This is a genomic window from Marinomonas profundi, from assembly GCF_020694005.1.
Lineage (GTDB): Bacteria > Pseudomonadota > Gammaproteobacteria > Pseudomonadales > Marinomonadaceae > Marinomonas > Marinomonas profundi.
The window spans coordinates 2,620,714-2,633,825 of sequence record NZ_CP073013.1 but is presented as its reverse complement, the minus strand read 5'-3'; the positions used below and the strand labels follow the sequence as shown (position 1 = coordinate 2,633,825).

Annotated in this window: 10 protein-coding genes; 5 read left to right on the top strand and 5 right to left on the bottom strand. The window is 45.5% G+C overall.

Annotation, left to right across the window (positions count from 1 at the left end; genetic code table 11):
- The first annotated feature begins 93 nt into the window (after positions 1 to 93).
- The 4 genes from J8N69_RS12300 to J8N69_RS12285 all read left to right on the top strand — a co-directional run bounded on the left by J8N69_RS12300 (position 94) and on the right by J8N69_RS12285 (position 3,182).
- A complete protein-coding gene (locus tag J8N69_RS12300) occupies positions 94 to 630 on the top strand; it encodes an NUDIX hydrolase (RefSeq protein ID WP_168825930.1) in 537 nt (178 codons plus the stop codon).
- Positions 617 to 1,396 (top strand): DUF2927 domain-containing protein, encoded by a 780-nt coding sequence (locus tag J8N69_RS12295; protein WP_168825928.1) that lies wholly within the window; start codon positions 617 to 619, stop codon positions 1,394 to 1,396. The genes J8N69_RS12300 and J8N69_RS12295 overlap by 14 nt, the downstream gene beginning before the upstream one ends.
- A gap of 188 nt (positions 1,397 to 1,584) precedes the next feature.
- Positions 1,585 to 2,685, top strand: a complete 1,101-nt coding sequence (gene hemE / locus J8N69_RS12290) for a uroporphyrinogen decarboxylase (protein ID WP_168825926.1) — start codon at positions 1,585 to 1,587, stop codon at positions 2,683 to 2,685.
- A gap of 158 nt (positions 2,686 to 2,843) precedes the next feature.
- A complete protein-coding gene (locus J8N69_RS12285) occupies positions 2,844 to 3,182 on the top strand; it encodes a P-II family nitrogen regulator (protein ID WP_168825923.1) in 339 nt (112 codons plus the stop codon).
- Positions 3,183 to 3,296: 114 nt separating this feature from the next.
- On the opposite strand, the gene J8N69_RS12280 is transcribed toward J8N69_RS12285, so the two are convergent.
- The 5 genes from J8N69_RS12280 to J8N69_RS12260 all read right to left on the bottom strand — a co-directional run bounded on the left by J8N69_RS12280 (position 3,297) and on the right by J8N69_RS12260 (position 7,932).
- Positions 3,297 to 4,007, bottom strand: a complete 711-nt coding sequence (locus J8N69_RS12280; protein ID WP_168825921.1) for an ABC transporter permease — start codon at positions 4,005 to 4,007, stop codon at positions 3,297 to 3,299.
- A 3-nt stretch (positions 4,008 to 4,010) separates the two neighbouring features.
- Positions 4,011 to 4,700 carry an ABC transporter permease gene (locus J8N69_RS12275; RefSeq protein WP_168825919.1) on the bottom strand — a complete coding sequence of 230 codons (690 nt, stop codon included), beginning with the start codon at positions 4,698 to 4,700 and terminating at the stop codon, positions 4,011 to 4,013.
- A gap of 74 nt (positions 4,701 to 4,774) precedes the next feature.
- Complete coding sequence (locus tag J8N69_RS12270; RefSeq protein ID WP_168825918.1) at positions 4,775 to 5,533, bottom strand: transporter substrate-binding domain-containing protein; 759 nt, start codon at positions 5,531 to 5,533, stop codon at positions 4,775 to 4,777.
- A gap of 130 nt (positions 5,534 to 5,663) precedes the next feature.
- Positions 5,664 to 6,431, bottom strand: a complete 768-nt coding sequence (locus J8N69_RS12265; protein WP_168825917.1) for an ABC transporter ATP-binding protein — start codon at positions 6,429 to 6,431, stop codon at positions 5,664 to 5,666.
- Between the two features lie 481 nt (positions 6,432 to 6,912).
- Complete coding sequence (locus tag J8N69_RS12260; RefSeq protein ID WP_168825916.1) at positions 6,913 to 7,932, bottom strand: GlxA family transcriptional regulator; 1,020 nt, start codon at positions 7,930 to 7,932, stop codon at positions 6,913 to 6,915.
- 317 nt (positions 7,933 to 8,249) lie between these two features.
- Between J8N69_RS12260 and J8N69_RS12255 the strand changes: the two genes are divergently transcribed.
- Positions 8,250 to 13,067, top strand: coding sequence for an NAD-glutamate dehydrogenase (locus tag J8N69_RS12255; protein ID WP_168825914.1), 4,818 nt, complete (start codon positions 8,250 to 8,252; stop codon positions 13,065 to 13,067).
- The last annotated feature ends 45 nt before the right edge of the window (positions 13,068 to 13,112 follow it).

The window sequence follows — 13,112 nt, the reverse complement described above, 5'->3', positions numbered from 1 at the left end:
GCCAAAAAGTAAGGCCAAGAAACCTTTTCTTTCAGCAAAAATGCCGATACCCTTTTGCCTTCCACTGGATTCACTTTTTAAACAGAGTATTTTATGTCTGAAAATGACGAGGTCATTATCTTAGTCGACAAAAACAACCGGGTTATTGGCGATGTGCCACGACGGTTAATGAACTTTGGTAAAGACTACCACCGCGTGACCTATATCTTGGTATTTAACCAGAAAGGCAACCTGCTCGTTCAAAAAAGAACCGATAATAAAGCCTTTTGCCCCGGTTATTACGGCATTACAACAGGCGGTGTCGTGGAAAAAGATGAGTCCTATATCGACTCCGCGCACAGAGAATTGCAAGAAGAGCTTGGTTTTGACGCCCCGCTTGAAAGCCAAGGAGTGTTTCTTACCGAAGGCGAAGGGTTCAAAATCTGGGGCAAGATCTATACCTGTCACTATGATAGCGCGCAACATGGCGAACTAAACTTACAACCCAAAGAAGTTGCCTCAATCCATGAAATGAGCATAAACAGCATTTCTGACAACAAAGACAAGCTGCTTTTTACGCCCGACTCCTTCGCAGCGCTTCAACATTATACCGACCTACTTACCCACCCTAAAGCCGATGATCCGCTATAGCCTTTTTTTATTCGCCTTTTTCATTGCCTCTTGTTCTTTCGGACAAGCGCGCTGGCAGGACGATGCTTATCTCCAAGAAAGCTTTATAAAAATTGCCTTAGAGCGAGAATACAAAGAAACCAAACACCCCAAACTCATACGCTGGAACACGCCCATCAAACTGTTTTTTGAAAGTGACGGTGGCGATGCCAGCCTACAAAAAGAACTGCTTAGTGTTCATGCCCAACATCTTGCTCACATTACTGGCTTGTCGATTGATTTTACTAAGGAGCCTAAAGACGCCAATATTTTTGTCATCTTCACCACTTACGACAATCTGGAAAACAAAGTCAGACAATACATAGGCGATCCAGAAAAAATTCGAGCGGCGCTCGACGAAGCCATTTGTCTAGGGAACTTTCGTCATAATAAACAATACGAAATAACCCGAGGAAGTATTATTATTCCCGTCGACCACGCTCGTAGAAAAGCGCGTTTTTTAGACTGCATTATCGAAGAGATCACCCAATTGCTTGGGCTTCCAAACGACTCTAACGAGGTGTTTCCTTCGATTTTTAACGATGTCAGCATCGACACCTATCTTAGCCCATTGGATTACTTACTGCTTAAAGCATTATATTCCCCTCGCCTTACGCCTGGCATGAACGTACAACAAACCAGAGCCGCATTCCCAGGGGTTTTAACAGACCTGCACGCCAATCAAGACATAGAAAATGCCGCTCAACGCGTGCAAAAATACAGCTTAAAAACGCATTTAGGCGACTGACTCTCCGACAGATTCAGCGATTGGCTCGACAGCAAATAAGCACGACAAATAGCCATTAACAAAGCCTGCCATAGATCAATAATATTGGCCTTTTATCTCGCCTTCTCATAAATTGTGCTTATTCGTTCTGCTTTTCCTACGCAACTTAGGTAAAATGCGTCCACTGAAATTTACCCTGGAGAGTCTTAATGTTTCCTGAGCTCAAAAATGACCGCTTCTTGCGCGCATTACTCAAACAACCGGTCGATACTACCCCTGTATGGATGATGAGACAGGCCGGACGCTATTTGCCAGAATATCGTGCCAGTCGCGCCACTGCAGGCGACTTTTTGAGTCTTTGTAAAAACGATGCGTTTGCTTGCGAAGTGACTTTACAACCGCTGAAACGCTATGAATTAGACGCGGCGATTTTATTTTCAGACATCTTAACCATTCCAGACGCCATGGGTTTAGGGCTGTATTTTGAAACCGGCGAAGGGCCTAAATTCAAACACACTATTCGTAGCAAAGCCGATGTGGATGCCATTCCCGTTACGACGGCCAGCGATCTCGATTACGTTATGAAGGCCGTCACTACCATTCGCCATGCTTTAAACGGAGAAGTACCATTAATCGGTTTTTCTGGCAGCCCATGGACGCTAGCGACTTACATGGTGGAAGGCGGCTCCAGCAAAGACTTCCGTCACATCAAAGCAATGATGTATCAATCCCCGAATACCCTGCACGCTCTGCTAGATAAACTGGCTAAATCCGTCACAGCCTACCTAAATGGCCAAATATTGGCTGGGGCGCAGGCGCTGCAAATTTTTGACACATGGGGCGGCGTACTCAGTGGCCCAATGTATCAGCAGTTTTCATTGTTATACATGAAGCAGATTCTAAACGGCCTTATTCGGGTTCACGAAGGCAAAAGAATCCCGGTTATTTTATTCACCAAAAATGGCGGTCAATGGTTAGAAAACATGGCCGCAACAGGGCCAGACGCTCTAGGTTTAGACTGGACGACAGACATTGCCGAAGCGCGAGCTCGCGTGGGCCATAATGTGGCGTTGCAAGGTAATATCGACCCTTGTGTACTGTACGCAGGCAAAGACGTCATAGAGCGCGAAGTCGAAAACGTGCTGTCTGGTTTTGGCACTGGCAGCGGCCATGTCTTTAACCTTGGCCACGGCATCCATCAATTCGTGAACCCTGATCACCCAAAATACTTGATTGACGCCGTTCACGACCTAGGACGAAAATACCATGAACCACAGTATGACGACCTAGACGCCTTGAATGGACTGTAATTTACATTTACTTGCTTAAAAAAGCTTTATTAGCGCAATGAGGGGCACCTATAACGAAGCCCCCTATTTTAATTAACCACAAACCGCCATCATGCCGGTGGCGACTTTTACGATAGAGTGGTATTTTTAGTGATGCTTTATTCGTATGGAGAGAAAAAATGAAATTAATAACGGCCATTGTTAAGCCTTTTAAACTAGATGAAGTGCGTGAAGCGCTCTCTGAAATTGGGATTAACGGCATCACCGTCACAGAAGTGAAAGGGTTTGGTCGCCAGCGAGGTCATACTGAGCTATATCGTGGTGCAGAATATGTCGTCGATTTTCTGCCAAAAGTGAAACTAGAACTTGCGGTAGAAACAGATCAAGTAGAACGTGCCATTGAGGCTATCCAACAAAGCGCCAACACAGGCAAAATTGGCGATGGCAAAATCTTTGTCACCGCACTTGAACAAATCATCCGTATTCGTACTGGCGAAACGGGCGCTGACGCAATTTAATCTGCGCATCAGTATGAATATCAGCTAAATCTGATTCAGTACCTGAAAAATACACCAGCAAAGCGAAAAAACCATCGTTTACTTTTTCGCTTTGCTGAAATGTATCTCTCTACCTCAACCCTTGTCTGGCACCTTAATCGATAAGGTCCCAAGATAACGATTTTGACGCAGTTCAATTTGACGAAATATGGCAATAATCACAATGCTAATCAGCAAATAAATCGCCCCAGCCGCCAAAAAGATTTCCATTGGAGTATAGGTTCTAGCAATAATGGTTCTTGCCATTCCCGTCAGATCCAAAATAGTAATGGTACTGGCCAACGCACTGCCTTTCAGCATCAAAATAATTTCATTACCATACGCTGGTAACACGATACCAAACGCACGTGGTAACAAAATACGACGATACATCTGCGCTTTTGTCATCCCCAATACTTTACAAGCTTCCACCTCACCTTGAGGAATCGCTTGGATCGCCCCACGAAAAATTTCAGCCGTATACGCGGACGTATTTAAGGTAAAAGCGATAATGGCACACCAAAACGGCTCCCTCAATATTGGCCATAAAAAGCTTTCTCGTACCACATCAAACTGTGACGCACCGTAGTACACCAAAAATATCTGCACCAGCAGAGGGGTGCCACGAAAGAAAAAGATATAAGCAAAAGGCACCGCTCGGATCCACGCCACTGGGGAAATTCTCGCCAATGCAATCGGCAGAGCAAACACACCACCCAAGACAATAGAAACAATAACCAATTGTAGGCTGACCCACGCCCCTTCTAACAATCGAGGAAAATATTCAACAACAACCGAAAAATCCATACATTATCCCCTTATCAAACCACGGCTAGCGCGTTTTTCCATGTAGGAAACAAACACCATAGAGATAATTGTCAACGCCAAATACATAAAGGCCGCCACCAAATAAAACAAAAACGCCTCTTTGGTACTACTCACGGCAATATTGGCTTTACGCATAATATCGTCTAACCCCACAACCGAGACCAACGCGGTGTCTTTGAGCAAGACCAAAAACAAATTCCCTAACCCTGGCAAGGCGATTCGCCATACCTGCGGCAAAATAATTCGATAAAACTTTCGAATCGGCCCCATTCCTAAAGCTATCGCGGCTTCATGCTGACCTTTTGGAATAGATTGCAATGCGCCCCGAAAGACTTCCGTTGCGTAAGCGCCAAACGTCAAACCCAGTGCCGTAACCCCAGCGGCAAAGGCGCCCACTTCGATATATTCGTCATAGCCAAAGACGCCAGCAATGGCCATCAAAACACTGGTTGCGCCAAAATAAATGATTAGAACGGTGAGTAACTCAGGAATACCGCGAATAATCGTGGTATAGCCATGGGCAATCCAACGCAGCACCTTGAAAGAGGATAATTTCGCCGAAGCGCCCAATAACCCCAGAATTAAACCGACAAACAGTGACGACAGCGCTAGCTCCAAGGTAACAACAGCACCTTGCAGCAGCTGATCACCGAATCCATGAAGATCAATCATAGTTTTTTCTCAGAGTAAGCTTAATATTCGTTTCTCGGCGCAACGCGCCGAGAAACGCTAACAAACATCTACCCTTAGTAGATAGAGAACGGGAAGTATTTGGCATTGATTTTCTGATAAGTGCCGTCGGCTAGAATGGCATCAAGCGCCTTATTTAATTGGCCTTTCAACTTGTCATCACCTTGGCGAATAGCAATGGCAATATTATCCGTCTTCATGAATGCATCGCCTTTAAACTCAAATTTAGAGCCGCTTTCAGACGTTTTCAACCAGTTATAGGTTGGCAATTCGTCAGACAATACAATGTCCAAACGCCCAGAAATAAGGTCTAGATAAACATTGTCCTGATTGTCATAGAATTTCAAATCCGCTTTGTCAGCAAAGTTGTCTTCTAGGAATTGTGCACCCAAAGTGGCACGTTGCGCACCGATTGTTTTGCCAGCAAGGTCGGTCAAATCAAATTTTTCACCAACACGACCCATGAAGCGCAAACCACCAGAGTAATATTTATTGGTGAAATCCACGACTTTCAGACGCTCTTCCGTAATCGACATAGACGCGATAATCGCATCAAACTTGCGCACTTTAAGACCCGGAATCAAACCATCCCAATCTTGCGTTAAGATTTCACAATCAGTCGACATTTTGGCACACAATGCACGGGCAATATCCACATCAAAACCCTGCGGCTGACCCGCGGAATCAATAAAGTTAAACGGCGCCCAAGCACCTTCTGTCACGAAACGAACTTTCTCAGCCGCTTGCACAGACACAGATGAAATAGCCACGCCTAACAACAACGCCGAACCTAGAACCATTTTTTTCAGTTTCATAAAAAGTACCTTTTGTTTATTTATTTTCTTGTATGATTGAGTTTAGCAACGTCCGAAGCAAAACTTATCTATTTTGTCTCTTCTATTACCGTGTACACCACCATGTTCACCATCATGGTTTATCTTTTACCTAGAAAGTACTGGATAAAAATGCCTTACAACGTTCCGACTTTGGCGCACCAAACACCTGGCTTGGCGTGCCTTTTTCTTCCACTATACCTTGATGTAGAAACACCACTTCACTGGACACTTCACGGGCAAAATTCATTTCATGCGTGACGATAAGCATAGTCCGCCCCTCGTCTGCTAGATTTCGCATTACCCCAAGCACCTCGCCGACCAATTCTGGATCTAACGCGGACGTAGGCTCATCAAACAAAATGACCTGTGGGTCCATGGCAAGCGTTCTGGCGATGGCCACACGTTGCTGCTGACCACCAGATAACTGATTGGGATACATGTCTTTTTTCTCAGCGATCCCCACCTTACGCAATAAATGCTCAGCGTACTCAGCCACTTCTTGCTTCGGGCGCTTTAACACATTGAGCGGCCCTTCCATCACATTTTGTAAAATTGTCATGTGAGGCCACAAATTAAAGCTTTGAAAGACAAAACCAATTTGCTGACGCATTTGCGTTAGTTGCTTCATATTACTGGCAACCAAATCAGCGCCTTCTGGCACTAAATCCAATTTATTACCATTAAAAATGATATCGCCTTGGGTGGGGTTCTCAAGCAGGTTGATGCAACGTAAAAAAGTACTTTTACCAGAGCCACTAGAGCCAAGAATGGAAATGACATCCCCGTCATATGCTTTTAAAGAAATACCTTTTAATACTTCAACATCACCAAACGTTTTGTGAATATTAACAAGCTCTAACGCAGGGACTTTCGACATGTTTTCTACCTTCTTTTGTCATGAGCTTCTATGAGCTTCTTATTGTAAAACATTCAGTCAATAACGCTATTGAACGCACCATGACTTAAACACCTTTATTAAACTTAAACACCTACCCCTCTTAAAGAGGTTGTCGCAAAACGACTTTCGTCTATCTTGTAGGTCGCGATTTGCCCTTATAAAGAAAGCATGCCGACAAAAAACTCACCACGACAAATGACGCCTTGTCGGGCTAAAGCCACGACCTACAAAAACAATATAAGTCAACCAATTGCAGGCTAAATAACGTCATACGCCTGATCACGGTCGTACCCCCCTCATCAGGCCTACAGAACGTATCCAACCTTCGCTGACTGCCTTTAGCGACAACCTCTTAAATGGATGAGGTTTACCCGAACACCTAGCCCCGTACTAAACAAGCACCAGACAGGTTGGTATGATACAAAAAACACGCCAAAACCAACCAAACCCATAGTTTAAATTACTTTTTCCAGAGTTGCCTCTTTTTCCTGTCTGTGTGGACAGGCTCATCGCGTTTAGGGTGAATTTTATTACGCTCATCCCGTGGCGTTAGCCCAAAAAAACCTTTGTAAGTTGTACTAAAATGAGGCGCAGAACCAAATCCGCACGCCACGCCAACCTCCGTCATGGTCTTATCGGTTTGAACAATCAACTGCTTGGCATGCTGTAAGCGTAGTTCCAAATAATAACGAGAGGGCACCGTATCCAAATTACTTTTAAAAAGACGCTCCAAATGGCGCCTAGAAACACCGACATGATAAGCAATATCGTCAGAAGAAAGAGGCTCTTGGATATTGGCTTCCATCAACTGCACCGCTTCAACTAATTTTGGCTGCCCCGTCCCTATTCTGGTCTGCAAAGGAATGCGCTGCGGGTCTTCGTGGGTACGAATTCTCTCACACACAAATTGCTCAGAAATACTGCTCGCCAGCGACATGCCGTGTTGCTTGCCAATCAAAAATAACATCATATCCATAGCGGCCGTACCGCCACTACAGGTATAACGGTCACGATCCACTTCAAACAAATGATTAGAGACCATCGTTTGTGGAAACTCGTCGCGCAAATTCGCCAAACTACGCCAATGAATCGTGGCGCGATAACCATCTAACAAGCCCGCTTTGGCCAGCAAATAGCTACCCGTGCAAACACCACCTAGGCCGACTCTTTTTTTGGCTTGTTTCTTTAGCCAATTTTCTAAAGTCTGATTTTCGTTTTTTGTCACGGGAGACGCCCCGCAGACAAAAATCGCATCTAGATCCCCTGGAGCATCACTGGTTAGGTAATCCGAAACACTTGTAACACCCGTGTTTGAAGGGGTTTGTCGTTCCTCATGGCTGATAGTACAAAAAGAATAAAGCTCTTTTCCTGTCACCCAGTTCGCCATATGCAATGTCTCAATGGCGGAAGAAAAACCCAGCATAGAATAATGTGGCAACAGCAAAAAACCGTACTTTAACGGCTTTTTGCTTGCCTGCATGATTTCTCTTGATGCAAATTCACTCTTGTACAAAATATTATCCTGCGAACTGTGGGCTAAAAAGGAGTTTATTTCGTTTAAAATGGATAACAAAGGTTTTTTTCACATTGAGCAAGACTTTTTTACCCCTATTAACCAGACATAGTAACAATATGTCGCAATTAGATAAGTTACCAACTATCAAAGGAGTGAAATTTTCATAATAATCATATCCAGAGTCCAAACCGAATACTTTCGTAATACAGCGCTAACGACTAGTTTTATAATAAGAACACCACTAGTTTTATTAAGAACACCACGATGAGGGATAAGTTCTAATGACTGATCATAAAAAAAACGAATTAATCGAACGCGTTGAAGTAGAAATCAACGAACACTTCAACGCCCCCGAAGCAAACCACTTGATTCAACTTGCCCAGCTTTACTTCCAGGACTCGCTAACGGAAGACTTGGTTAATGAATCCATAGAAAACCTTTACGGCACGATTGTCTGCTTGTGGGACTTTTTACAACAACGCCCAGCACACCAGCCAAAAGTTCGTGTTTACAACCCCAACTATGAAGAACACAGCTGGCAATCAACCCACACCGTTATTGAAATTTTAACCGACGACATGCCTTTCCTTGTCTCGTCTTTTAATATGGCGCTAGTACGTCTTGGCCATACTATTCACATGACCTCTCACCCAATGGTGCCAGTGGAACGCAACAAGAAAGGCGAGCTACAAGGCATTAACCTTGAATCAAACTCTCATGAAGCCTTGATGCGCTTTGAAATTGACCGTTTGTCAGACATCAACTTGCTAGACGAAATTAAAGAAGAGCTGCTTGATAGTCTAGTCGATGTCAAAAAGACCGTGACGGATTGGCCAACGATGAAAACCAGATTAAGCAACATCATCGAAGAGTCAGAGCAATTAGCGCACTTGAAAGGCAATGAAGAACACCAAGAGATTCTGGATTTCTTGCGCTGGGTCGCTAACGACCATTTCACCTTTATCGGTTTTCGCGCCTATGATCTTGCGGTCGAGGGCAATGAGACGCATCTTAAATTGGTGGAAGGCTCAGGTCTGGGTACATTCCGCGACATTAACGACAAAAAAGTCAAACGTGACATCGTTTTACAAGACAATCTTGCCAAGCTCGCCGTTGATAGCAACAACATCCTCATTCTAACCAAGTCGACGGCGGTTTCGACAGTTCATCGCCCTGTTCATCTTGATTACCTTGGCATCAAACGCTTTGACAAAAAAGGCAATGTGATTGGTGAGTGGCGCTTCTTCGGCCTGTATTCTTCTGCCGCTTACATCGCCCGTTTGCAAGACATTCCACTACTGCGTAAAAAGCTCAATGTCATTGTCGAAAAAGCCAATGTGGACCCAAGCAGCCACAAGGGAAAAAACTTAAAGCACATTCTTAACAGCTACCCTCGTGACGAAATGCTACAAGCGCCGGTAGACGAACTGTTTAGCACCATCGAAAGCATTCTTGCCATTCAAGAGCGCCGTCAGCTACGCGTTTTCCTACGCAAAGACATTTACGGTCGCTTCCTCAATGCCTTGGTTTACGTGCCACGCGATCGCTACAACACAGAACTGCGCATGAAAATGCAAGACATTCTAATGAGCGCCTGCAATGGCACCAGCTCTGAATTCAATGTGCAATTTTCTCAGCTGGTCTTGGCTCGAGTCAATTTCACCATTCAAATTGCTGACCCTAAAAACAGCCCAACCATCGACGTAGAAGACATTCAACGTAAGATGCAAGACGCCATGAGCTCTTGGGAAGACAAGCTGCTTAACGCTCTTCATAAAAGCCATGGCGAAGAAAGCGGCAATCTTCTGTTCAATGATTACGTGCCTTATTTGCCCGCCGCTTACCGCGAAGATTTCTCCCCTAACGCGGCGGTATTAGACATCGAGCGTTTGAGCCAATTAGCCGGCGAAGGCGACACCTCAACGCACATTTACCGTCAAGTCGGTCAGGCTAAAAACAACTACTTCTTCAAAGTCTATGGCGCGGGCACAACCTTAGTTTTATCCGATGTATTGCCAATATTAGAATACATGGGCTTACGCGTGTTAGAAGCCCGTCCCTATGAACTTGACCACAATGGCGACGGCATCACCAACACTTGGGTGGTTGAGTTTGCCATCAGTGTTGACGCCGATGTTAACCTTGAGAAAAACGCCCAGCGCGAAGCTTTCCAAGACGCGTTTAATCAGGTCTTCCGCCGTCGCGTCGAAAATGATCGCTTTAACGCCCTAGTCCTCAGTGCTTCTTTAACATGGCGCCAAGTCACCATGCTACGCGCTTTGACTAAGTACTTGACGCAATTACAAGTGCCTTTCTCGTTGCAATATATGCAGCAAACCTTAGAAAAAAACGCCGGCATCGCCCGTCTTTTGGTGCAACTATTCGAGCAACGCTTCGACCCAAGCCAAGACGCTAAGCGTGACGATAAAGTCCACAAACTGCTTGAAAAAATCGAGCTAGAATTGGATCAGGTCGCCAATCTAGATGAAGACCGCATTTTGAAACACTACTTGTCAGTGATTCAAGCCATGCTAAGAACCAACTTCTATCAAGCGGGCGCTGAAGGCGAAGTCAAAGACTATGTGTCTTTCAAACTGGATCCTTCACTGATTCCAGCGGTACCACTACCAAGACCGAAATTCGAAATTTTCGTTTATGCGCCTTGGGTTGAAGGTATTCACATGCGTGGCGGTAAAGTCGCCCGTGGCGGTCTTCGTTGGTCCGATCGGATGGAAGATTTCCGTACCGAAGTATTGGGTCTTGTTAAAGCTCAAATGGTCAAAAACGCAGTTATCGTACCGTCTGGCGCCAAAGGCGGCTTTGTTGCCAAGCAATTGAAAAAGAACGCCTCCCGTGAAGAAGTGCAAGCAGAAGTAATCCATTGCTACACCACCTTCATTAGCGGCTTGCTCGACATTACCGACAACCTAGTACAAAACGAAGTGGTTCCACCTCTGTCGGTATTACGTTACGACGAAGACGACCCATACTTGGTGGTAGCAGCAGACAAAGGCACGGCAACTTTCTCCGATTTAGCCAACAGCATTTCAGCAAAATACAACTTCTGGTTAGGCGATGCGTTTGCGTCTGGCGGCTCCAATGGTTACGACCATAAAAAAATGGGCATCACCGCTCGTGGCGCTTGGGAATCGGTTAAACGTCAATTCAAAGAAATTGGCATTGATTGCCAAACCACTGACTTCACCACCGTTGGCGTTGGCGACATGGCAGGCGACGTATTTGGTAACGGCATGCTGTTGTCTAAACACATCCAGCTAGTGGCTGCGTTTAACCACATGCACATTTTCATCGACCCAACACCCGACGCGGCAACCTCTTTCGTGGAACGTGAACGTATGTTCAAGTTGCCTCGTTCTTCTTGGGAAGATTACAACAAAGAGCTGATTTCCAAAGGCGGCGGTATTTTCAATCGTTCTGCGAAATCCATTCCGATCAACGCTGACATCCGTAAAGCGTTGGGTATTGAAGGCAATGTCAAATCCATGGCACCAACCGATTTGATCAACGCAATTCTAAAAGCCCCGGTTGATCTACTGTGGAACGGCGGTATCGGTACTTACGTGAAATCGGATACAGAATCTCATGCCGATGCCGGCGACAGTGCCAATAACGGACTGCGTGTAAATGGCAAAGAGCTACGCTGCAAAATCGTTGGCGAAGGTGGCAACCTAGGGTTTACACAGTTAGGCCGAATTGAATTTGCTCAAAAAGGCGGTTTAATTAGCACTGACGCGATTGACAACTCGGCGGGTGTCGACAGCTCGGATCACGAGGTTAACATCAAGATCCTGCTTAACCGCGTGGTTGAAAACGGCGATCTAACCGAGAAGCAACGCAACAGCTTGCTGGCTGAAATGACCGATGAAGTGGGCAGCCTTGTGTTGCGCCACAACCTTGGCCAAAGCCATGTTTTGTCTTTGGCCAACGCACAAGCACCTGAACGCTTGGCCGATCACTGGCGTTTAATTCAATCACTGGTACGCGAAGGTCGCTTAAACCGTGAAATTGAATACTTGCCTAGCGATGCGCAAATCAAGAAACGCTTAAACAAAGGGCTAGGCTTAACCCGCCCCGAAATTTCCGTGTTATTGGCTTATTCTAAAATCAAACTGTCTGAGCAGTTGGTCGAAGATGGTATTGGTGACGATGTGGATTTAACCACACAAATCAACGAATACTTCCCCACCCAGCTGACCAAACACTTCGACGGCCAAATGGCGTCACATCCGCTGATTCAAGAAATCATCGCCGGACACGTGACGAACAACCTTGGCAACCGCATGGGACCAACCTTTAGCACTTATATGCAAGAGGAAACCAGTGCGTCGTCGTTGAATGTCGTACGAGCCTACATGGCCGCCGAAGACATTTTTGCTATTCCCGCTCTTTGGGACGCCATTAACGGCCTAGACTTCACCGTAGAAAACTCGGTGTTAAACGGTCTACTGATTCGAATCCAAGGATTATTAGAACGCGCCACGCTCTGGTTGTTGCGTAACACCCGTGAAAGCTTGTCCATTCAGCGCCTAAAAGACACCTACAAACCTGGTGTCGATATTATTAGCGCCAACATGCAAGCCATTCTGACGGAATCCAGTCAAGCGCACTTGGCCGACATTACCACTCGCTTGGTTGAGCACAACATTCCAGCCGAAATAGCGGAAAGATTGTCGTCTCTTCACTACCTCTTCTACGGATTAGACATTATTCGTGTTGCGACTAATACCGAAACCGAAGTGTTGGATGTGGCTCAAACCTACTTTGCGCTTGAAATGGACCTAGAACTGCATTGGTTACGCCATAGAGTCAGTGAACTACCCGCTGACGATATGTGGCAGCGTCGTGCAAAAGGTGGGCTTGGTGACGAAGTAGACAACAGTCTGCGCACCCTCACTCAGGAAGTTATACAGTCTAGCCCTGATATCAAAAAATTAGAGCAACGCCTGGCGCATTGGCGCGAATCGAATAATGACAGTATCAAGCATTATCGAGCAACGTTCAGCGAAATAAAAACAGAAAGTGAATTAACGTTGGCGATGATCACTGTCGCTATTCGTGAATTAAGAAATCTGATATAAACCAAAAGGTGGCCGTCTTTACGGCCACCTATTTTTAAGAGGTCT